Below are 23,999 nucleotides of genomic sequence, written 5' to 3' on the forward strand. Positions count from 1 at the left end.
ATATAATAAGAGGCAGTTTTTATTTGAAAACTACCCCTTACACTCCAAAAGACTAAATGCGCCTAGCTCCATCACCAATAGAAACTATATAAAAATCAGCTTTATATCCAATTCTTCTTTCATATTCTTCTCCAATCTTTTCAATAAAGCTTTCAATTTCATCATTTCTCACCAAACTAACAGTACATCCACCAAAGCCTGCCCCTGTCATCCTTGAGCCTATAGCGCCATTTCTCCAAGCTGCTTCCACTAATGTATCCAGCTCAATTCCAGTAACTTCATAGTCATCTCTAAGGGATATATGAGACTCATTCATGAGCCTTCCAAATTTCTCTATATCTCCTTCTGTTAACGCACGAACAGCCTTAATCGTTCTTTGATTTTCATATACTGCGTGCTTAGCCCGTTTCCTTTCTATCTCATTTTTAATTAAATGCTTATTTTCTTCAAACTCCTCTTCTGATAAATCACCTAAAGAGAAGATTTCTAACTTTTCTTGCAGAGCCCTAAGAGCATTTTCACACTCACTGCGTCTTTCATTATACTTTGAATCCATAAGGTCTCGATGCTTATTTGTATTAGCAATAACTATAGAAATTCCATCTAACTTTATAGGAACGTATTCATATCTCATTTTATTTGTATCTAGCAAGATAGCATGATCTTTCCTACCCATTCCGCAGGCGAACTGATCCATAATTCCGCACTTTACCCCATTAAATTGATTTTCTGACTTCTGACTTAATTCAACCATTTCAATCATAAGAATATTCAAATTAAATAAGGACTTTAAAGCTATGCTAGTAGCAAGCTCGATAGAAGCGCTAGATGAAAGCCCTGCACCATTTGGGATATTTCCAAAGAATAAAATTTCAAGCCCACTATCAATATTATATCTTGCATCTTTAAATGTCTTTATTATTCCCTTTGGATAGTTTGCCCAATTATCCTCTTCACGGTAAACCAGATTATTGATATCAAATTCAATAACCCCTAGCTCTTCAAAATTTTTAGAAATCATTTTAACTTTTGAATCCTCTCTTTTCCTTGCAAGAGCATAGGTTCCAAAGTTTAGGGCACAGGGAAATACATATCCTCCATTATAGTCAGTGTGCTCACCAATTAAATTAACTCTACCAGGTGCAAAGAATGCGTATATTTCTTTATCTGTCTTAAATACTTCTGAGAAATCTCTCATTAAATTTTCTAGATCCATTGGTTACACCTCCTAATTAAAGCCTCATTCTCCCTTTACTTCTTCTTTATATATTTACGAGTATCTATAGCTACAGCTATTATGATTATTAAACCTTTTATAATATATTGTAAGTATGGGTTAACTCCAATGAAAGCAAGTCCATAATTTATTACCTGGAATATTAAAACTCCAATAATTATTCCACTTACAGTACCTATACCTCCTGTAAAGGAAACTCCACCAACGACGCAGGCTGCAATAGCATCAAGTTCATACATATTACCAGTATTATTTGTAGCGCTACCTACACGAGCTGCTTCTAGAGAACCTGCAAATCCATATAATGCCCCCGCAAGAATGTAAACTACTAAAAGAGTTTTTACTAAATCAACTCCAGATACAACCGCTGCTTCTGGATTTCCACCTACAGCAAATATGTTCTTACCTATACGAGTTTTATTCCATAATATCCATATAAATACTGATACTATAGCAGCATATATAACAAGATAAGGTATTCTAAAACCGCCTATATTAATACTCCCTTGAGCAAACTTCATATATTTAGGATCTAATCCACCAATTGGCTGTGCTCCATAAGGAGGACGGTCAAAGTATGTTGAAGTTAGTCCATATACAATAATTTGAGTACCTAATGTAGTTATAAATGGAGTAACCTTTAATTTTGAAATGACTAGTCCATTAATTAATCCTATAATACCAGCCGCAACTGCTGAAATTAAAAGAGGTAATATTATTGGTAATTGTGGCAAATTAGGATACATCCTATAAGCATAAGTTGGTGATTGCAATAATGATGCAGATACAACAGCAGAAAGTCCAACTATACGTCCAGCAGAAAGGTCTGTTCCTTGAGTAATGATTACTGCACCAATACCTAAGGCTATAATAACACGGGTTGAAGCTTGGGCTAAAATATTACGGAAGTTATTTAAGGAAATAAAACTTGGTTCAATTGCTATTATGATTACTAGCAATGCAACTAATACTACAAGAATTGCATTATTTACCATCCAAGATTTAATATCTTTTTTTTCTGAAATCTTCATTACATTCACTCCCTATCTTACAAGTATTTCGCTGCTAAGCGTAATATTTCTTCTTGATTTGTTTTGTAAGTATCAACAATTCCACCTACTCTACCGTTACTCATAACAAGAATTCTATCTGTAACGCCAAGTAGCTCAGGCATTTCTGAGGATATCATAATGATTCCTTTTCCTCTCTTAGCTAAGTCAATCATTAATTGATATATCTCATACTTAGCTCCAACGTCAATACCACGAGTTGGCTCATCTAGCATTAAAATTTCTGGCTCTGTAAGCAGCCATCGTCCTAATATTACTTTTTGCTGATTTCCTCCTGATAGCGAACCTATAGGCGTCTTTTGAGATGGAGTTTTTACACTCATACTATCAATAACCCACTGAGTATCCTTTTTACATTCGTTTTCATTAACTATCCCATATTTATTTGTATACTTATCCATATTGGCAATTATCGAATTAAAATTAATACTTAATATCCCAAATATTCCATTTAATCGTCGTTCCTCTGTAACCAATGCAAATCCATTTTTCATAGCTTCCTGAGGTGAGCCATTTTTAACCTCTTTTCCATGTACATACACCTTTCCAGAAGATATATGTCGTAATCCAAATAAGGATTCAACAATTTCTGTACGCTTAGAACCAACAAGTCCTGCTATACCTAAAATTTCACCTTTACGCAGTTCAAAGGAAACATTATTAATTGAAGGCTGGTATGTTGCAGTTAATCCTTCTACTTTTAAAATTACATCTCCTGGTTTGTTATCCTTCTCTGGGAAACGATTTGTTAAATCACGCCCAACCATCAAGCTTATAATCTTATCTATAGTCAAATCCTTAGCAGCATGTGTTGCAATCCATTTACCATCCCGCATGATAGTAACATCATCTGATATCTGTAAAATTTCTTCCATCTTATGAGATATATAAATGATTCCTGCGCCTCTATCCCTTAAGGCGTTAATAATCTTAAATAGGTGATTAACCTCTTTTTCAGTTAGTGAAGATGTGGGCTCATCCATTACTATAATTTTAGAGTTATATGAAACCGCCTTTGCTATCTCCACCATTTGCATCTCTGATACAGATAACTTTTCCACCTTTTCTCTTGGATCTATATTAATTTCCAAATCCTTAAAAATGGCTTTAGTATCTTCGTACATTTTCTTTTCATCAACAAAAAAACCGTTTTTAGGATAACGTCCTAACCATATATTATCTACAATATTTCGCTGACGAACCTGATTTAGCTCCTGATGCACCATTGACACTCCATTATCAAGAGCTTCCTTTGCACAAGTAAATTTTACCTTTTTACCATCTAGATAAATTTCTCCCTCGTCTGCATTATATATACCAAATAAACATTTCATTAAAGTGGATTTTCCGGCACCGTTTTCTCCTACTAGGGCATGAACAGTACCTGGGCGTACTTTAAGCTGTACTTTATCTAATGCCTTTACCCCTGGAAATTCCTTAGATATATTGATCATTTCTAATAAATACTTTTCACTGCTCTTTGATTGTGTATTTTTTTCCATATGTTACACCCCATCTCTATATATCTACTTTAGCAAACAAGGATGCAGGAGTATGCATCCTTGTTTAATACAGAAATTATCTATTATTTATATGAATCTTCAGCTACTGATATATTTTCCTTTGTAATTCCTACATATGGTACACGAACAGCTTTATTATCGTCTAGCTTCCACTCTGTTCCATCTAGTACATCTTTGCCTAGAGCAGCGTTTATTGCTAACTGTACTGTAGCAGTTCCTTGGTTCTTAGCATCGTTAAGTACTGAGCCTAGCATTAATCCGCTCTTGATTTGTTCTATAGCATCTGGTATAGCGTCTACACCTACAACTGGCATATACTTATCGTTAGTAAAATATCCAGCTGCCTTTAGAGATTGTATAGCACCTAATGCCATAGCATCATTATTAGCTATTACATATTCTATCTTATCTCCATGTTTAGATAGCCATGCATCCATTAATTCCTTACCTTTAACAGTATCCCACATACCTGTTTGAAGCTCTAATTGTTCAACTTCAATTCCTTCCTTTTTAATTTCATCTATAACATATTTTGTACGAGCTTCAGCATCTGGATGTCCTGGTTCACCTTTTAGTAATACGTATTGTATTTTTCCGTCTTTATTCTTGTCAAACTTAGGGTTTTCTTTCCAGCTCTTAGCAACTATCTCACCTTGTTTAATTCCTGATTCTGCAGAAGCAGTTCCTACATACCAAGTCTTATCATAGCTCTTCATTGCCTCTTCAGTTGGCTCTTTATTAAAGAATATTACTGGTATATTAGCAGCTTGTGCTTTAGATATAATTGTTGGCGCAGCTTGTGGGTCAACTAAGTTAATAGCTAAAGCCTTAGCTCCTTTTGAAATCATCATATCTACTTGCTCATTTTGAGTAACTTGGCTATTTTGGGAGTCATTTAGGATTAGTTCTGCCTTGTCTTTTGCTGAATCTTCTACTGCTCTACGTACGAAAGACATGAAATTATCATCAAACTTATAGATTGTAACACCAATTTTTGGTTTTTCTGTTTTTGCTGTGTCCTTAGTTGTATCTGATGATGCTGCTTTTGAATTGTTTCCAGCTGCTCCGCTGTTTGTCTGCTTAGCACCGCATGCTGTTAACGAAAATGTTAACGCACATACAGCTAATAGTGATAATATTTTTTTCTTGGCCATACTAAAATCCCCCTTACATTTTAACAATGTTAACAAAACGTTTTCACAATATTAATTTACTAAATTTTTACTCATTTGTCAATATATTTTGAAAATTTATTATATTGTTAATTTTGTAACTAAGTATGCTATATTTTATATCTACATATCATTATATTTAGCCTGCTGAGATTTAATTCTCAAGTTATAAAGTTTTTTTTTAATTTTTAAGTAAACTTTTACTAAAATCCAATGCCGTCGCTATCTCTCTTCTGTCTATGCGCAAAAAAAGTACCAATCACTTCGATTGGCACTGATTGTATATAAACTAATGCTCAATATTATTTCTTATCAATTCCATGAACATTTCAGGAGTTACTATCCTTACCTTGCTATTCTGCTTTAATCTGTTTACAACCTCTTCAACATTAGGAACACCTTTGCTCCAAACATGAACATATACGAAAGTATAGGCACTCGGTTTTTTTACATCTATTTCTCCTAAATCAACTCTATCATTGATTCTTTTTACTAATTCATCTTCACTCTCAAGATTATTCCACAGTAGATCCCTACAAGATACGATTGGTTTATTATTAGACCATATAATTTTACCTTGAAATTTATCATGTCTGCTGTAATCGAGATAGAACAATCCATCTATGTTTGATTTTAAAGTAAACTTATCCCATAGACTTACATCATAAAAGGAAGAATCATCAATTATTGCCACATACTTTTCATTTACTTGCCCCATGTAATTGTTTAACTCATTAATGAATGAACCCAGTTTGCTTTTATCAAATTTGCTTGGAAAAATATACCCGTTTCCTGATGGCGGCACAATAAAGTTATTCTCTGCTTTTTCATTGCTTATACTTTTATAATACATTTGAAATACAGTAGGTGATAAATAATATAATGATGGGCTCATAGACCACCCTAGGTTAAGACTATCTCTATTAGGATTGCCAAACCATTTATAAACGGAATAATTATTGCCTAAATTCCACTGCTGATTATCCCCATCTGACATTAGAAATGTTACATAATGCACATTATCTTCTTTCATAATGGAGGGCGATGCTTTCTTTGGTATAGATTTTAACGGGAATGCACTTAATGTAGTCAGATTATATGACCAATCTGCTGCAACTACAGATACACCATATTTTGAGGCTGTACTAACATTAATAAATTCATCCGGTCCCCATCCTAAACATACAGCATTCCCCTTCATTGAAGAAAATACCTTACTTCGAAAATCAGTTTTATTTATATCGCTTTCATAAAACACTAAAGATTTTGTCATAATAGCATAATCTCTTAATGGAGCTGCCTTATCTGGAGAAAGCTGAATAACCATAGAGTGATTTAATCCTTTATTCCACAGGTTTTCATATGCCCAGCTTTCGTCAGTATTTCTGCAATCTCCTATGACTTTTTTTATACCATAAAGCTTTACTTTATCCTCAATTGATTCTTCAACTACTATAGCATTGTTTAATGAGGCAAGAGAACAAGCATTATTTATTGAAGGATCTTTTGGTGATTTTCTCTTATAAAGAACATATCCATTTATATAATTTTTGTAAATTTTAATTAACTCCCAAGGATCCGAAATCATTGTGTAGGAAACATTATAATTATCTTTTAAGTCCTCTAACCATATATTATAATCTGGATGTGAAGAGCTAAGCGTGTATATTTGAGAAAAAGATCGTCCATTCACTATCCCCTGAAGGCTTGAAATCAATGTCTTTTCACTAGATTTCATAGAATCTAGTGAAACAACATATAAGTTTTTAGGCATTACCGGATTTTTTATATAGCTGGAAGAAGTATTAAAACTATTAATAGAAAAAGCTGCTGAGTTGTCAGCAGCTTTTGTCCATTGGCTCCATTTTGTATCGAAATTATCTCCATTTGCTTTGCAATACTCATAGAATTTATTCAAGAAGCCTATTCTTTCCTTGTTGTAGAATGATTGTACGGTACTTTCCTTATAATTTGCCAATGCTAGCTGTCTCTTTATAATCTCATCTGCACTAAGAGACTTGTGATTTCTCATCATGTCATACATGATCATAAAAGTAGAAGTTCTTCCTATGCCCTCTTTACAGTGAAAATGAAGCCAAGAATCTTTTGGTTGATTCTTAATTATATCTACAAAGTAATCAACCATGTCATCCGTTGGTATTCCTCCGTCTCTTACAGTTACTCTTTTATAAGACAAACCTTTTGACTTTACAAGCTTATCCTCATCTTGAACTTTTGTAGGTATTACAGTTAATTTAGGATGATTGTAAAAAGTGATAGGTTTATTTAATTTAATACTATTTAGTTGTTGCGCTTCCTTTTTTAGAACCTGTTCTCTAGTTAGTCCCACATTAGCATTATTTTTTTTATCTGCCCAACTCACTGCATATTCATTAATAAACCCATGTGACTCCTGCCTTAGATCTATTACTGTTATTGGCAATGAAGTTCCAATAGCATCAATCAACATAGGAAGATTGTTTACTGAGAATTCCGAGCTGCCTGAAATATTTAATTTATCAAGTCCTGTTAAATTTATTTCTTTATTGTTTTCTATAACAGCTAAGTTTGTAGTTTTACGGAAATTCTTTGGCAACTCATTTACATCATGTACTAAATCCACTACAAGATTTACATCTTCTTGGGTATCTACAGCTTGAGCTTTAATAGCTGTATTTGGCAAGAGTGATAATGAAATAGTCATTATCATAAGTAAAAATAATGCCACTTTTTTTATACTTTTACGCAAAATAATCCCTTCTTTCTTTGCAAAAATAATTAAATTGATTAATTATAGTATGACGTAACAAAATCATATCTATACATAACATTTTTCCTATTGACAATCCTAAATTAACCTTATATTATATAATAATGATAAAAAAGAGTTTTAAAGAAAATAATCATGGAACAAATTAATATTGTTATTACTATGATGAGGAATAGTAGATATTCAAATCTTTTCAAAGAGAGGAAGTTATTGGTGAAAGGCTTCTAAAAGATTAATGTCAAACCAGCCTCTGAGTTCTGCACCGAAATAATAGTAGGCTGCAGCGGAACTTTACCGTTAAAAGAATGAGTGAATATATCATTTTTATATATTAACAAGGGTGGTACCACCGTAAGCTCGGTCCCTATTTTAGGAATTTGGGCTTTTTTGTTTTTTTGTAATATAAAAATGTGAAGCAATTTTATTAAGTCGATGAGTGGAGGCGCCTATGGCGCGAGTGGAGAAGTGGCAAACTAAAGCAAGTTTAAAGTGAAAAGTTTTTAAAATAATAAAAAAATCTAAGGAGGAATTAAACACATGGGAAAACAAAAAAAATTCGTTGAAGCTATAACTGCCATGGATGTAGATTTTGCTCAATGGTATACTGACATTGTAAAAAAGGCTGAACTTGTTGATTATTCAAGTGTTAGAGGATGTATGATTATTCGTCCTTATGGATATTCAATATGGGAAAACATTCAAAAATATTTAGATCAAAAATTTAAGGAAACAGGACATGAAAATGTATATATGCCAATGTTCATTCCTGAAAGCTTGCTTCAAAGAGAAAAGGACCACGTTGAAGGTTTTGCTCCTGAGGTTGCTTGGGTAACTCATGGAGGTAATGAAGAACTTGCAGAAAGATTATGTGTTCGTCCTACTTCTGAAACTCTATTCTGCGACCACTATGCAAAGATAATTCAATCTTACAACGATCTTCCAAAGAAATATAATCAATGGTGCTCTGTAGTAAGATGGGAAAAAACAACTCGTCCTTTCTTAAGAACAACTGAATTCTTATGGCAAGAAGGTCACACAGCTCATGCAACAGCTGAAGAATCAGAAAAAGAAACTATAGATATGCTAAATGTTTATGCTGATTTCTGTGAAAATGTTCTAGCAATACCAGTTGTAAAAGGACAAAAAACAGAAAAAGAAAAATTTGCTGGTGCAAAAGCAACTTACACAATAGAAAGTTTAATGCATGATGGTAAGGCATTACAAAGTGGTACATCCCACAACTTTGGGGATAACTTCTCAAGAGCATTTAACATTCAATATGCTGATAAAAATGGTCAGCTTCAATATGTTCACCAAACTTCTTGGGGTATGACAACAAGAATTATTGGAGCAATAATCATGGTACATGGTGATGATAGCGGTCTAAAATTACCACCAAAAATTGCACCAATTCAAGTTATGATAGTTCCAGTTGCACAACACAAAGAAGGAGTTATTGAAAAAGCAATGGAGCTTAAGGGTAGAATATCTAAGGTTGCTAGAGTTGGCATAGATATTAGCGACAAGATGCCTGGATGGAAATTTAATGAATATGAAATGAAAGGTATTCCTGTTCGTCTTGAAGTTGGGCCAAAGGATATAGAAAACAATCAAGTTGTACTAGTACGCCGTGATACTAGAGAAAAAATATTTGTTTCCATGGATGAACTAGAAACTAAAGTTACTGAGCTTTTAGAGGATATTCAAAAATCCATGTATGAGCATGCTCTAAAGCACAGAGAAGAAAATACTTACTCTGCAGCAACTTTAGATGAATTTAAAGACATTGCAGAAAATAAACCTGGCTTTATTAAAGCAATGTGGTGTGGAGATAAAGCTTGTGAAGAAAAGTTAAAAGAAGTTGCTGGAGTAACTTCAAGATGTATTCCATTTGAACAAGAAACTATCTCTGATAAATGTATCTGCTGTGGAGGAGCAGCTAAACACATGGTTTATTGGGGAAAAGCGTACTAATATAATCAATAAAAAGCTTAGGTGTATGCTTCTGCATGAGCACCTAAGTTTTTTTTATGCTATCATAAACCTTTATAGAAATTTAAAATTCATGAGGCTTCATATAATTTTAAGTTTCTATCCACCTATTAAACCCTTCTTCTGTAAGAAGCTTCTAGCTACATCTTCTATAGCTTCTTTCTTAACATCCACCCTATAATTAAGCTGCCGCATTTCTTCATCTGATAATATATTCTCCATTCTATATAGAATACTCTGAATTTCTGGATTACTTTCTATAGTACTATTATTAACTACTGGAACAGCATAATATGGAGGAAAGTACTCTTTATCATCCTGTAATATTACAAGATTCAATTCTGTAAGCTTTCCGTCTGTTGAAAAGGCATCTATTACTTGTACTTCATCATTACCTATAGCATTATATCTTAGTCCTGGATCTAAAGACTTTATTTCCTTAAATTCATACCCATAAAGCTTTCTTAAACCCGGATAACCATCTGGCCTTTCCAAAACTTCTGCTGTAGCTCCAAAAGTAAATTGATTTGAATATGGAACTAAATCTGAAAGTGTTTTTAAATTATACTTCTCAGCTGTTTCCTTTTTCACTGCAAGTGTATATGTGTTATTAAATCCTAACGGTTTTAACCAAGTTGTATTGTACTTTTCATTAAACTCTTTTTTTACTATATTATAAACTTCATCTGAAGAGGGTATATTTCCTTCCTTTTTTAAAATAGTTATATATCCTGTTCCAGTATATTCAACATACATGTCTATATCTTTGCTTTGCAAGGCTTGAAAATTTGGAAGAGTTCCTCCAAGTTCTCTTACCTCAACCTTTAAATCTGAATTTTCTTCTAACATATTCTCCAATAAACTGCCTAGCACTCTAGACTCTGTAAAATTCTTTGTACCTATTATGATAGTGTTTTTATTAGCTCTTTTTTGATAAATACTTATTCCAACTATAGCTAAAACTATAGACGTAGTCACAATAAGCAAATTTCTTCTCATCTTTTTATCAGTAACTATTTTCCCAAAAAAGCTTGCTGAAGCTTTTTTCTCTGCTAGACCCATAAGAGAGTCAATTAAAAGTGCTAATATGGTTGTAGGTATTGCTCCTGCTAAGATAATAGAATTATCACTCATAGATATTCCTCTAAAAATAAAATCTCCTAGTCCCCCAGCACCTATTAGAGAAGCTATTGTGGCTGTCCCTATATTTATTACCGTTGCTACTCTTATTCCTCCCATAAGAACTGGAAAAGATATTGGTAGTGTTACCATGAAAAGAATTTGGATGGGAGTCATCCCCATTCCTCTTGCAGATTCTACAATTGCATCATCTACTCCTTCTATGCCTATATATGTATTTTTTATAATAGGCAAAAGAGCATAAAGAAATAATACAATTACTGCTGGTCTATATCCAATTCCTCCTATTACAGGTAGAGGGATTATAAATCCAAACAAAGCTAAACTGGGTATAGTCTGAAATACATTTGCTACAGCCAAAATACCATTGCCTAATTTTTTATTTTTAGAAACTAGTATTCCCAAGGGAACACCTATAACAATAGCTAAAAGTACTGCAAATAGTGTTATTTGCATATGCTCAATCAGTCTCCTAAAAACTTCCCCTGAATTTTTAATCATATAATCAAAAACCACTATTCTTCGCCTCCTTCCACGTCCATCGGCATTAAGTCAGATATAATATTCAGTACATCTACCCTTGTAACAACTCCTTGTATTTTATTATCTGAGCTTACAACTGGAACAAAACTAATAGGGCTCTCTTTTAGGATATTGATTACTTCAACCATGTTTGTATCTTCATTTAGAGTTTGTATATCTGTTTTCTTTATATCGGCCATTAATACAGAGTGATTATGATGCCGAAGCTGCTTTCCTAGGATATATCCTGTATATTCCCCTTTCTCATTAACCACAATTAAAAAGTCAGAACGCCTTTCTTTCATACGCTCTATTGCTTCTGCTGTACTTCTTCTATTTAAAATTTTAGGATACTCTCTTGTCATAATATCCTTAACTGTTACTAATTCAGGTTGGTTCCATAAACGATTCTTTCCAACAAAACTGCTTACAAATTCATTTGCAGGATTTAAAAGTATCTCCTCTGGTGAATCATACTGTACTATGCGTCCATTTTGCATGACAGCAATTTTGTCAGCTAGCTTTATAGCCTCATCCATATCATGTGATACTAACACAATAGTTTTATCGAGTTGCTCTTGAAGTCTTATCATTTCATCTTGCAGCTGCTCTCTAGTTATAGGATCTAAAGCAGAAAATGGTTCATCCATTAGAATTATATCGGGATTTGCAGCCATGGCTCTAGCTATTCCTATTCTTTGCTGCTGTCCTCCACTTAATTCCCTTGGAAATCGGCTGTAATACTCATTTGCTGGAAGTCCTACTAAGTCTAAAAGTTCCTCTGCCCTGCTGCGCCTTTTCCCTTTATCCCAGTTCTTTAATAGTGGTACTAACTCTATATTTTCTCCAACAGTCATATGAGGCAGCAACCCTACCTTTTGTATAACGTATCCAATGCTTCTTCTAAGCTCTATCAAATTGATTTTAGAGATATCCTTGCCATCAATATAGATTTTTCCTGTAGTAGGCTCAATTAATCTATTTATCATTTTCATGGTAGTAGTTTTACCTGATCCACTTTCTCCAATGAGGACTACAAACTCACCTTTATCAATATTTAAATTCAAATCATCTAAAACTACTGTATCTCCATAGGATTTCTTAACATCTTTAAATTGGATTAACATATGCTAACCTCCTATTGTTGTTAAATTCTCTGTAGTAGTTTTCCAAATAAATAAAAAAATATAAGTACTAGCTCATTTGATAAATACTTATATTTCTTATAGAACTTTTTTCTATCTGCGCTTCATATTACGAATAAGAGCTTTTGTTTTCTTGTCTACTCGTAAAGATTCCGTAATCTTTTGTAGTGATTTGTTATATGTAAAATCATCTAATCTATTATTTTTTAAATATTCCATTGTTTTTTCTGGAAACTTAACATAACAAACTGAAATAGCCCAAGCAATAGCCATTTTTACATAATATCCTTCATGTTTTATTGTGTCTAGTACCTTTAATACTCTGTCAATATAATCTTTTTCTATATAAAAACTAAGAAGCATTACAACTCCAAAACGCACATCAAATTCTCGCTCAGATGATAAATATGGTTGTATAAAATTCCAAACGCGTTTCTTATTTGCTTTTGTAAACTTTAATCCATTACAAAAACTATCACAAATAGCCCAATTATCAATTCTAGGTATAAAATCAGCAGCATAATTTAAGACTTCTTCAATATCATCCTTCACATATCCAAGTATCAGTCCCTGCAGCATAACTTCCTCATAGTAATCACTTGGTGCTGCTTTCATATACTCTCGCCAATTTTCTTTAACTAACTGTTTGGCCATTTTTCTTAATATTGGCAGTCTAACTCCAACAATATTATTAGTATTAGGACACAATTTGCTATGAAACTTTTTATATTCTTCATCTGCTAATTGAAAAATTTGTTGCCTTACTATGTTCTCCATATCCCACCTCATTCTTTGGCCTTTCCAATTAATTATCTTATAGTTATAATATAACCTAAAAAAGGATTTAAAACTACTAGGAATAAGACACGTATATTGTATTTAATATGCGTGTCCTATTTACCACTTTTTCATTCCTTATTGTGAAAGAAATAACTTTAAGCCTACTAGTAACAAATAATAGGAGTACCTTCATCGATATTGTTAAATATAGCCTTTGCTACATTATAAGGTGAATTTATGCATCCATGGGAGCCATTTGTCTTATATATATTTCCTCCAAACACGCTTCTCCAGCTAGCATCATGAATTCCTATACCTCCATTAAAAGGCATCCAAAAGTCAACGGGTGAAGCATAATTTGCACCTCTAAGAACAGCATTCCTTTGCTTATATTTTAAGCTGTAGATGCCCTTAGGTGTTGCATCTCCCCTTTGTACATTACCTGTGACAACATCCCCCTGTACTATTAATGAACCATTTTTATAAAACCATAAGTGCTGTTTTGATAAATCAATTTCTACATAGGTATTTCCAATATCATTGTTATTACTAGAAAAGGCAGTTTGGCTGTATACAGGTTCCTTTGTTATTGTTTTTCCTTCCTTTATGATTTTAATTAGATCTTCTACTTCCTTAGTCTTATCGATACGCCAACCGTAATCACCACCACCAATATTTATAACATTTCCTGATGATGTAGTAAAACTTCTCATCTTACCAACTGTATTATAAGTTTTAGAAAGCATATCTACGTATTCTTTTACCTTGTTTTTATCAAATTTAATTTCAAAGTTTTCATCAACTGTAAGCCACTTATTTATTATAGAACCATCTAAGATTTCTGTCTTTTTTCTAGAAGTATATGTGACTTTCGAAGATACGTACTTATTAAGGGTATCTCTAACTTCTATAATTTTTGGTGACTTTGAATTATATTTTGGCTTTATATAGCAGCCAGATGATTCCAAATCTAGTTCAGCTTCTCTCTTAAGAATTGAATCTACTACATGAGCGTATAAAATGTTTTTATCTACCTTATTTCCTGGAATCTCACCTATAATTGAATAATTACTTTCTTTATATTGAAATCTTGGATTCTTAGGTTCAATTACATTTTTGCTATCAAAACATGATAATTTATCGATTTTATTCTTTAACAATTTCTCATCATATGAAACTTCCACTGTAATTCTAGAATCTTCTGTGTTAAAAAATGCAAAAATCCATTTAAAAGGGTTTTGCCTATCTCTAAATTTTTTTAATTTGTCATCTAATAAATTATATTTTAATCCCACATCACTGGCTTTTATTTTCTCACTTTTATTCCCTCGTTCTTTTAGATTTAATGAATAATTTTCAATTTCAGATGTCATTATTTCTGCTACTTCCTCTATAGTTTTTCCCGAAACATCAATAGAATTAATCTTAGAGCCAAAGTAAAAATGATTGGTATAATACTTTGCCATTCCAAAATAAATAACAAGCAAGGTGCAAAGAGCCACCGCTATACCAATGACAACTTTTTTACGTTTTTCAGCTGGCTTTACTATCTCCTCTTCAGTTGAATCCTCTGTCATCTCATTTGTTGAACTCTCTGTTTTCTCATTTAGCATTTTTCCTTCTTCTGCTGACTCTTCAACCTTTTCATCAATTGGCTCTCCTATTTTTTTTAACGATTCTCCTATTGATTTTTCTACTTCCTTTTCCGTAGCACTCACCTCTTACCTAAAACAAAATTTAGAATTAGTAATTTGTCCTTAAGAGATTAGTGAATCTTATACTAATAAGCTCACATTTCATTCTATGTGCTAACTTTTATACTTAAGACAATTATATTTATAAATTTTAAAAATTAATTTTCATAATTAAGTTCTTATATTGAAGATTACAGTGAAGTTACTGCAAAAAATAAAAAAAAGGTGCTCAGCACCTCAAAGCAGCAGTTTTTCAACACCTTTCCAATTAAAGCACCTTTGTCCTTCCCAATGCTTATTCCAATCATATTTCTTACCAAAGCATATCTTTAATTCTGCATCACTGCTTATTAAATTATCTTCATGATCATCTATAAATACAGCATCTTTCATATTAATTACGCTCTTATCTGTTTTTATGCCACTCTTCTCTACATTATTAGAAATCAATACAACACTCTTTATAAAGGGTAAGTTATCTTTAATCCATTTAGACTTATACGAAATATTATCCAAAGTCCCTATGGAACAAATTATCAATTCATATTTTGTTGACAGCTTTTCAATAACTTCTCTTGCATCTTCCATAAACTCTAAATGTTCAAAAAACTCCTTACTTGAAAAAATCTCCTCTTGATGAGCAACCATAGGACATTGATCCTTTAAATCATATCTATTAACCTTTTTGTGGTCAGCCTCTTTAAATTTCTCTCTATTCTTATATAATTTATTATATACATTGCAATAGGTCTTAACTGAATCCACAATAGTACAGTCAAAGTCTAAAAAAAGCTTTTTCATATGTACCTCCTTTAAAAAAATGCACAGCATCTTTCTTTTTAGTCTACTTCTACCAAAACACTCTCCATTAACAAATGTAGATAATCTTTTTAATATTGAACCGGAGTATGAGATTTGCATTGTAGAAAGCGTTGAACAAGCATTAGAAGCTCTTTATTTCTGGGTTTAAAACACCGTAAAAACCTTCTATTGTCTGAACAATAGTGAATTTAGAAGGGTTAGGTGTTTTAAAGTCAAAAATATTAGAGCTTCTTTGCGCAGTGAAGCTTTTCTAAATACAAATCTCATACGGAAGGTTCAATATTAAAGATTGTCACAATTTATTTTTATTATGTTTACTTAAATTTCTTTTCGTGATTCAAAAGCCATTCTTTTATGTGCAGCCCTCCTGCATATCCTACAAGCTTTCCATTGCTGCCTATTACTCTGTGGCAAGGAAGAACTATTGCTATTTTATTTTTATTATTGGAGTTTCCAACAGCCCTTACAGCTTTTTCGTTTCCTATTCTAATAGCAATATCTTTATATGTAGCTACCTCTCCGTAAGGAATCTTAGTAAGTTCTGTCCACACTTTCTTTTGAAACTCAGTTCCATCTATATGAAGCTTTAAATCAAAGCTTTTTCTCTTTCCTTTAAAATATTCATCTAACTGAGTATAGGCTTGTTTTAAAATTGGAATCATTCTATCATTTTTTCCTGACTTATCTACAAAATTAATATGAGTTATAGAATCTTCATTACTTCTAATTTCTACTATTCCAATTGGGGATTCATAATAAGCTGTATATGTTGCTTCACCTTTTCCCATAGTTTCTTTCCACCTTTATTCTAATTTTAAATGTTAACCACGCTTCTCTTTATAGTTAATAATTATAACATAAGTTTTTTTAATTTATATTGAAAAAGTTCCATCAAAAATAAAAAATACTGCTGATAAAATTAATTATCAACAGTACCCTATGTAGTTTGTTTTAGAATTTTTCAAACATATCCTTCTTAACACCACAAATTGGACACTTTTCTGGTGCTTCTCCTTCTACAGTAAAGCCGCAAACTGGGCAAACATAGAAAGGATTATTCTCCATATCTTTCTTTTCTTTTGCTAAGCCTTGAGCCTTTTTGAATAACTCAGCATGCTGTTTTTCTGCCTCAACAGCATAGTGGAAAGACTTTTCAGCGTCATTTTCTTCTTGAAATTTTGCAGTTTCAAGATATACAGGATACATTTGATCGATTTCATGAAGTTCACCATTTATGGCACCTTGTAAATTTTCAACTATGTCTGTAAATCCAAATACAGCTCCTGCTGGAACAGTATAATCTCCTACCTGATCTTTAAGTACTTTAAAGTGATTCTTTGCATGAACCCATTCTGCATGAGAAACAGCTCTAAATAATCTTCCTATATTAGGAAATCCGTCCTTTTCTGCAGCTTCACCCCAAACTAGGTATCTCATATGAGCCATACTTTCTCCACCATAAGCTGAACGAAGAAAATCCGCTGTCATAGCATTTTTTACTGACATAAATTTCACCTCTTAACATAAATTTAGACCATTAAAATTGTCTTAATCCTATTACTATTTATTATGATACCCACATATATATAATTTTATTTATTCATACTTACAATTTGTGCTTATTAATTTTATAAGTCAAAAACAATAATATTTCATACCTTGTTTTGTTCCATATGTTAATCTAAAAAAGAGGAACAGTTTAAAATTCTGTTCCTCTTTTCATATATACTCATATTAACTTTCATGTATGGTTTTAGTTTCTCTTATTTTCAAAACACTTACTATGTTCTTATTAGACAACAACCATCTAAATAACGGATACCCTATTACAGTTACTACCACAAATTCTCCAAGAGCAACTTGTGCTGAACTTAGCCAGAATGGCAGCTTCAATATAAAGTATAACTCTCCACCTATTATAAATCCATTAAATAAAGTTGGCCATAAAGTAGCAATAAAAAGATTCTTTGATTTACTGATCATATATACGCTAAGAAAAGTAGCAAAAGTACCTACAACAACATCTACAACTCCCACAGTACTATAAAGGTTTGCTATGGCACACCCTAAAACTAAACCCGGTATATATAAAGGATCAATAAAAGCAAGAAGTGTCATAACCTCTGATAATCTAAATTGAACAGCTCCGTAACTTATAGGGGCTATGGCTACTGTTAAAACTGCATAAACTGCTGCGACTATTGCTATTTTAACTAATTTATTTATTTTATTGTCTTTCATTGTTCTACTCCTTTCATTAAATAATTTATGTACCCTCCCACGCTAATTCTATATAGTTAGCATAAGCCTCAATTTTACCATAATTAAAATAAAACTAGATTTTATCCCCCCTTGTTTTTAGAGTGGCACCAAGGAAACACTTTCAAAAATAAAAAAGACTGCTTTTAAAACTAAGCAGTCAATACAATTTATACATTTCAAAAAAGCCGCAATAAATAATCACAGCTTACTATATATTTTGATTGTATTGCCTTAGTTTTGTTTATTGGCAGGAGGCTCTCGAACTGCCATGGACAAGTGTCCTGTTGTTATTATAATATATAAGCTTTGCAAAATCAATAACCCATATATCTAAAAACATTATGCTTATCTTTTTTCTACAGCAATTAGTATTGGCGGATTATTAATCTGATTGATAAATTCTAATCTTACTACATTATATTCCTTTTGATTTAATTTAGAAGCAAATTCCTCCACCATCTCTTTCTCTATTTTCCCATTTTCATGCCCATAATATATTACAAGAAGAATTACTCCACCTTTATTTAAAATCTTTAAAGACTTTTCTAAAGCAATTATTGTAGTTTCGCCTTTTGTAGTGATTTCATGCGAAGCACTTGGAAGATATCCTAAATTGAACATAATTAAATCAACGTTTTCTTCAACGTACTTATCTATATTCTCATGCCCATCATGAATTAACTGTACTCCCTTAAAAATATTATTTTCTATGAGCTTTCTTTTTGTGTTTTCTAATGCAACTTCTTGAACATCAAAAGAATAAACCTTTCCTTCTTCTCCAACTAAATTAGCTAAAAAGACCGTATCATTCCCATTTCCCATAGTTGCATCTACTACAATATCTCCCTTGCCAAGCTTGCTAATAGCTATATTTTTAGCTAAGTTCATAGAATTAGTTAAAAGACATTCTTTCACTTTTTATTTCTCCTTTTCTAATTAAAACTATTTTTAATAATTTTATCATAATACTTATAACTGATTACAACTATTTTTTACATATATAGATACTTATCTCCATAAAGTTTTCATTTTGTTAAAATCGGAGCAGTTTACTCAGGACGGATTATCTGTTAAAATAAAAATTGTAGTCGATTAAGAATAAATTACATTATTAAATATAATAGCTTCAAATAAAAATCCATTAAAATGATAAAAGAATGAATATGGGAGTATGATAATTGATGAGTAAAAATAAATTTAACAACCAGTATAGTAAACTGGAGAGCAGTGAACAAACAAAAAAATACATAAAAGAAATGTACGATATGGCCGATAAAACAGAGAGTAAGAGCAACATAGCATTTGCAGCAATAGCTGCGCCTATTGCTATTATATTTGTGCTGACTCTAGTACAAATGTTTTCTTTTACAATAAACTTAGCTAAAAGCGATAGTACTTCTACAGAAGTTCAAGTAACATCCAATGATACTTCTAAAAGTACTTCTACAGAAGCTGAAGCTGAAGCTTCTACTGTTTCTGAAGCTTTGAATGACAAAATATACACTTATCTAAAAGATAAAAATAACAGAAATAGTTCTTTACAAAAGTCTATAAAACTAAATAAAGGAAGCGACAAAGGTTTATCAACAATATTTGTAGCACAAATCTTGAGAGATAATGGCTATAATATAAGTAATTCAATTATCAACACTAATAGATTAGTTGATGAATTAGAAAAGGCTGGATGGGAAAAGGTTTCAGACTATAACAAACTTCAACCTGGAGATATATGCTTTACATCTAATTCTAAGAGTGGAGCTCCATCTCATACATATATATTCATGGATTGGGTTAAAGAAGGAAAAACAGACTATGCATATATAGTGGACAATCAAGTTTCTGAATACAGTGACACTTATCATAAAAGAAACATAGATTCTTCAACACCTACAAAAGACAAGTTTAACTTCTTTATGAGAAAGAAATAATTTCTGATATAAAAAGAACCTAATTAAGCTTAGCTTAATTAGGTTCTTTTTATATAAACTCTCTAAACTGCCTAAACTCTTTTCTCCACTTCTCCACTTTCTAAACTGCTTTTATCTAACCTTACACAATGCCTCATAGTTTGCTTTTATTGTTTTTTCAATATCTTCATCACTGTGGGAAGCAGATAAAAATATAGCTTCAAATTGTGATGGTGCTGCTAGTATTCCTCTATTTAGCATCTCTTTAAAATATACTGCATACTTTTCAGTATCACATTTTGATACATCATCATAGTTTTCAAAAGGACCTTCTCCAAAGAATAGGCAAAGCATAGACTTAAATCTTACTACTGCAGCCTTTACTCCTAATTTCTTTATATTTTCGTTAAAGCCCTTTTCTAATTTTATAGCTTTATCTTCTAATTCCTTATATATATTCTTATTATTTTTTAATATATTCAAATTTTTATATCCCATATGCATAGCAAGTGGATTTCCCGATAAAGTTCCAGCTTGATATACAGGACCTACTGGTGATATACACTCCATTATCTCTCTTTTTCCACCATAAGCCCCTACTGGAAGCCCTGCTCCTATTATCTTTCCAAAGCAAGTTAAATCTGGCTTTATTCCGTAAACCTCTTGAGCTCCACCAAATGATAGTCTAAAGCCTGTTATAACCTCATCAAATATTAAAATCGTTCCATATTGTTTTGTTATTTCTCTAAGTTCTCTTAAAAACTCTTCTTTTGCAGGAACTACTCCCATGTTGCCTGATACTGGTTCTACTATCACTGCTGCTATTTCTTTCCCTTGTTCTTCAAAGACTTTTTTAACAGCTTCTATATCATTGAATCTGCAAACCAAAGTATCCTTAACTGTATCATCTGGAACTCCTGGACTTGTTGGAACACCAAAGGTTATAGTGCCTGAACCTGACTTTACTAATAAGGCATCAGAATGACCATGATAACATCCTTCAAACTTTAAAATCTTGTTTCTCTTAGTGTAACCCCTTGCTAGCCTTAAAGCACTCATGGTAGCTTCGGTTCCTGAGTTCACCATTCTTACCATATCCACTGAAGGGTAGGCTTCAATTATAAGTTTTGCCATTTCAACTTCTATCTTAGTTGGAACTCCGTAGCTCGTTCCTCTCTTTACTATATCTTCTAAACCTTCAATAAGCTCTTTTTTGCTGTGACCTAATATAAGCGGTCCCCAAGAGCATATGTAATCTATGTACTCATTTCCATCTATATCATAAATTTTGGAACCTTCTGCCCTCTCTATAAATATTGGACTCATTCCAACAGAACCAAAAGCTCTAACAGGGCTGTTTACTCCTCCTGGAATATACTTCACCGCTTCTTTGAATAATTCTTCTGATTTAGCGTACCTCACATTTCTTACCTCCTAAGCATTCTAGCTGCATCCTTTGCAAAGTAAGTTATTATTATATCTGCTCCTGCTCTTTTAATAGAAATTAAGGATTCCATAATTGCATTCTCACTTAAAAGTCCGTTATCTATGCAGCTTCTTATCATAGCATATTCTCCGCTTACATTATAAGCTGCAATAGGCATGTTAAAGCTATCTTTAACTTTTCTTATAACATCTAAATAAGAAAGAGCTGGCTTTACCATTACTATATCTGCTCCCTCTTCTATGTCAAGCTCTACTTCTCTTATAGCCTCATTTATATTAGCAGGATCCATTTGATAAGACTTTCTGTCTCCAAAGGAAGGTGCGGAATCTGCTGCCTCTCTAAAAGGTCCATAAAAAGCTGAAGCATATTTTGCACTATAAGCCATTATAGGTATATTAACATATCCTGCCTTATCCAAGGCATTTCTAATAAATCCAATTCTTCCATCCATCATATCAGAAGGAGCTATCATATCAGCTCCAGCCTCTGCATGGCTTACAGCTATTTTACCAAGGTACTCAAGAGTTTTATCGTTATCTACATAACCGCTCTCTGTAAGTATTCCACAGTGTCCATGAGAAGTATATTCACACATGCATACATCAGTTATGACATACATATCAGGAAACTTACTTTTTATCTCTCTTACAGCCTTCTGTACTATTCCATGTTCATGATAAGCTTCGCAGCCAAACTCGTCCTTATCATTAGGAATTCCAAACAATATAACAGATTTTATTCCTAAATCCACAAGTTCTTTAATCTCTTCTTCTAACTTATCAACAGAAAGATGATAATTTCCCTTTAAAGAAGTAATTTCTCTCTTTATATTTTCCCCTTCTACTACAAACAATGGATACACTAAAGATTCAACACTAATCCTAGTTTCCCTAACCAATCCCCTAATTGTTTCATTAACTCTAAGCCTTCTTGGCCTTTTTATTATATTCACTTTTGATTCCTCCCAACGCATTATTGACTATTGTCAATTATTAAAGTTTCTTAAAAAACTTTAATTAAATACTTAAATAAGTGCTTTTATGATTCCATCTATAGTGTACTCTTCTGCTTCCTTATATACATTGAGTCCAAAATCCTTTATTGTATTTGATGTTATTGGTCCTATAGATATTATCTTTGTATTCTTTAGTTTATCTAGGTTTTCTTTTCCTATTATTTCAACGAAATTTTTAACTGTAGATGAGCTTGTAAAAGTTACATAGTCTATTTTATCTTCATTTAAAAGTTCCAGTATTTCTTCCTTATTTCCTTCGCCCTTTACTGTCCTATATGTTTTACATTCTACTACATCACATATTTCACTTAACTTTTCTACCAAATATGGTCTAGCTTCACTAGCTCTAGGAATAAGTATTCTGTCTTTCTTTGATAAAATCCCTTGAAGTTCTTCTACCACAGCTTCTCCTACAAATCTTTTAGGGATTATATCTGCAGCTATTCCTCTTTCTTTAAGTGCTTTTGATGTAGCTGGTCCTATGGCTACTATCTTTATATTTCCTAATTTTCTGCTGTCATAATTTAATTCAAACAATCTATCAAAGAATATTTTCACACCATTTTCACTTGTAAATATTATATATGAATACTGACTTAGCCTTTCTATCTCTCTATCTAAAGCCTCATTGGGTTTTATTTTCTCTATTTTAATAGTTGGGAATTCTATTGGATTTCCGCCAAGATTCATTATATTATCTACAAGTTTGCTGCTTTGGGCTCTTGACCTGGTTACTACTATGTTTTTCCCGAATAGTGGCTTACTCTCAAAAAAGTTTAAGTGCTTCCTTAGCTTAACAACCTCTCCAACAACAATAATAGTTGGAGATTCTATATTTTCTTTTAAAGCTATTTCATATATATTTTCAAGAGTTCCCTCTACAACTCTTTGATTTTGTGTTGTGGCCCAATTTATTAAAGCAGTAGGAGTAGCTTTATCTTTTCCATTTTCAATAAGATTTGCAGCTATTTTATTTAAATTTGCTATTCCCATTAAAAATACTAAAGTACCCTTTAGCTTAGCTAAAGATTGCCAATCTAATTCCTTATCTTCATCCTTTAAGTGACCTGTTATAACATGAAAAGAAGAGGCATAATCTCTATGGGTTATAGGAATACCTGCATAACAAAGTCCTCCTATGGCTGAAGTAATCCCAGGAACAACTTCAAAATCAATTCCTCTTTCCCTTAAATACTCTCCTTCTTCTCCTCCTCTTCCAAAAACATAAGGGTCTCCTCCCTTAAGCCTTGTAACTATCTTTCCTTCCTTTGCCTTATCAGCAATTATATCATTTATCTCGTCTTGAGTTTTAGTATGATTGCTGGACTTCTTTCCTACATATATAAATTCACAATCTTTCTTTGCATTCTTTAATAAATTCTTATTAACTAACCTATCATATACAATAACATCTGCAATTCTTATAGAGTCCATACCTTTTAGAGTTATAAGCTTATAATCCCCTGGTCCTGCACCGACTAGATATACTTTTCCTCTCATG

19 protein-coding genes and 1 other annotated feature are annotated in these 23,999 nt (G+C 32.4%); of the genes, 2 read left to right on the forward strand and 17 right to left on the reverse strand.

Annotated elements, in window-relative coordinates; all coding sequences use genetic code 11:
* Window positions 1-52 precede the first annotated feature (52 nt).
* The 5 genes from ACFWTK_RS06310 to ACFWTK_RS06330 form a co-directional block, all read right to left on the reverse strand.
* Window positions 53-1,216 (reverse strand): galactokinase, encoded by a 1,164-nt coding sequence (locus tag ACFWTK_RS06310; RefSeq protein ID WP_415875215.1) that lies wholly within the window; start codon window positions 1,214-1,216, stop codon window positions 53-55.
* 35 nt (window positions 1,217-1,251) lie between these two features.
* A complete protein-coding gene (gene mglC, locus ACFWTK_RS06315) occupies window positions 1,252-2,268 on the reverse strand; it encodes a galactose/methyl galactoside ABC transporter permease MglC (protein ID WP_415875216.1) in 1,017 nt (338 codons plus the stop codon).
* A 17-nt stretch (window positions 2,269-2,285) separates the two neighbouring features.
* Window positions 2,286-3,809, reverse strand: coding sequence for a galactose/methyl galactoside ABC transporter ATP-binding protein MglA (gene mglA, locus ACFWTK_RS06320; protein ID WP_415875217.1), 1,524 nt, complete (start codon window positions 3,807-3,809; stop codon window positions 2,286-2,288).
* 83 nt (window positions 3,810-3,892) lie between these two features.
* Complete coding sequence (gene mglB, locus ACFWTK_RS06325; protein ID WP_415875218.1) at window positions 3,893-4,984, reverse strand: galactose/glucose ABC transporter substrate-binding protein MglB; 1,092 nt, start codon at window positions 4,982-4,984, stop codon at window positions 3,893-3,895.
* Window positions 4,985-5,291: 307 nt separating this feature from the next.
* Window positions 5,292-7,712, reverse strand: a complete 2,421-nt coding sequence (locus ACFWTK_RS06330; protein ID WP_415875482.1) for a GxGYxYP domain-containing protein — start codon at window positions 7,710-7,712, stop codon at window positions 5,292-5,294.
* A gap of 213 nt (window positions 7,713-7,925) precedes the next feature.
* Window positions 7,926-8,141: a binding site (T-box leader), on the forward strand.
* A 168-nt stretch (window positions 8,142-8,309) separates the two neighbouring features.
* On the opposite strand from ACFWTK_RS06330, the gene proS reads away from it, so the two are divergent.
* Window positions 8,310-9,746, forward strand: coding sequence for a proline--tRNA ligase (gene proS, locus ACFWTK_RS06335; RefSeq protein WP_415875219.1), 1,437 nt, complete (start codon window positions 8,310-8,312; stop codon window positions 9,744-9,746).
* A 117-nt stretch (window positions 9,747-9,863) separates the two neighbouring features.
* Here the strand turns inward: proS and ACFWTK_RS06340 are convergent, their stop codons facing one another.
* The 9 genes from ACFWTK_RS06340 to ACFWTK_RS06380 form a co-directional block, all read right to left on the reverse strand.
* Window positions 9,864-11,420 (reverse strand): glycine betaine ABC transporter substrate-binding protein, encoded by a 1,557-nt coding sequence (locus tag ACFWTK_RS06340; protein ID WP_415875220.1) that lies wholly within the window; start codon window positions 11,418-11,420, stop codon window positions 9,864-9,866.
* Window positions 11,420-12,553: a betaine/proline/choline family ABC transporter ATP-binding protein gene (locus ACFWTK_RS06345; RefSeq protein WP_415875221.1), complete on the reverse strand. Its 1,134-nt coding sequence runs from the start codon at window positions 12,551-12,553 to the stop codon at window positions 11,420-11,422. The genes ACFWTK_RS06340 and ACFWTK_RS06345 overlap by 1 nt, the downstream gene beginning before the upstream one ends.
* Before the next feature lie 111 nt (window positions 12,554-12,664).
* Window positions 12,665-13,348: a DNA alkylation repair protein gene (locus ACFWTK_RS06350; RefSeq protein WP_415875222.1), complete on the reverse strand. Its 684-nt coding sequence runs from the start codon at window positions 13,346-13,348 to the stop codon at window positions 12,665-12,667.
* A gap of 167 nt (window positions 13,349-13,515) precedes the next feature.
* Window positions 13,516-15,069: a L,D-transpeptidase family protein gene (locus tag ACFWTK_RS06355; RefSeq protein ID WP_415875223.1), complete on the reverse strand. Its 1,554-nt coding sequence runs from the start codon at window positions 15,067-15,069 to the stop codon at window positions 13,516-13,518.
* Between the two features lie 213 nt (window positions 15,070-15,282).
* Window positions 15,283-15,846, reverse strand: coding sequence for a 5' nucleotidase, NT5C type (locus ACFWTK_RS06360; RefSeq protein ID WP_415875224.1), 564 nt, complete (start codon window positions 15,844-15,846; stop codon window positions 15,283-15,285).
* 335 nt (window positions 15,847-16,181) lie between these two features.
* Window positions 16,182-16,655, reverse strand: a complete 474-nt coding sequence (locus ACFWTK_RS06365) for a methylated-DNA--[protein]-cysteine S-methyltransferase (protein WP_415875225.1) — start codon at window positions 16,653-16,655, stop codon at window positions 16,182-16,184.
* 163 nt (window positions 16,656-16,818) lie between these two features.
* Complete coding sequence (locus ACFWTK_RS06370; protein ID WP_415875226.1) at window positions 16,819-17,373, reverse strand: rubrerythrin family protein; 555 nt, start codon at window positions 17,371-17,373, stop codon at window positions 16,819-16,821.
* 228 nt (window positions 17,374-17,601) lie between these two features.
* Complete coding sequence (locus ACFWTK_RS06375) at window positions 17,602-18,108, reverse strand: QueT transporter family protein (protein ID WP_415875227.1); 507 nt, start codon at window positions 18,106-18,108, stop codon at window positions 17,602-17,604.
* Window positions 18,109-18,474: 366 nt separating this feature from the next.
* On the reverse strand, window positions 18,475-19,017 hold the full coding sequence (locus tag ACFWTK_RS06380) for a tRNA (mnm(5)s(2)U34)-methyltransferase (protein ID WP_415875483.1): 543 nt from the start codon (window positions 19,015-19,017) through the stop codon (window positions 18,475-18,477).
* A gap of 293 nt (window positions 19,018-19,310) precedes the next feature.
* Between ACFWTK_RS06380 and ACFWTK_RS06385 the strand changes: the two genes are divergently transcribed.
* A complete protein-coding gene (locus ACFWTK_RS06385) occupies window positions 19,311-20,057 on the forward strand; it encodes a peptidoglycan amidohydrolase family protein (protein ID WP_415875228.1) in 747 nt (248 codons plus the stop codon).
* Between the two features lie 111 nt (window positions 20,058-20,168).
* Here the strand turns inward: ACFWTK_RS06385 and hemL are convergent, their stop codons facing one another.
* The 3 genes from hemL to cobA all read right to left on the reverse strand — a co-directional run bounded on the left by hemL (window position 20,169) and on the right by cobA (window position 23,998).
* Window positions 20,169-21,458, reverse strand: a complete 1,290-nt coding sequence (hemL, locus tag ACFWTK_RS06390; protein ID WP_415875229.1) for a glutamate-1-semialdehyde 2,1-aminomutase — start codon at window positions 21,456-21,458, stop codon at window positions 20,169-20,171.
* 5 nt (window positions 21,459-21,463) lie between these two features.
* A complete protein-coding gene (gene hemB, locus ACFWTK_RS06395; RefSeq protein ID WP_415875230.1) occupies window positions 21,464-22,435 on the reverse strand; it encodes a porphobilinogen synthase in 972 nt (323 codons plus the stop codon).
* A gap of 72 nt (window positions 22,436-22,507) precedes the next feature.
* Window positions 22,508-23,998, reverse strand: a complete 1,491-nt coding sequence (cobA, locus tag ACFWTK_RS06400) for a uroporphyrinogen-III C-methyltransferase (RefSeq protein WP_415875232.1) — start codon at window positions 23,996-23,998, stop codon at window positions 22,508-22,510.
* Between the last annotated feature and the right edge of the window lies 1 nt (window position 23,999).

Source organism: Clostridium sp. (genome assembly GCF_047777555.1).
In the GTDB taxonomy this organism is placed as follows: Bacteria; Bacillota; Clostridia; order Clostridiales; family Clostridiaceae; genus Clostridium_H.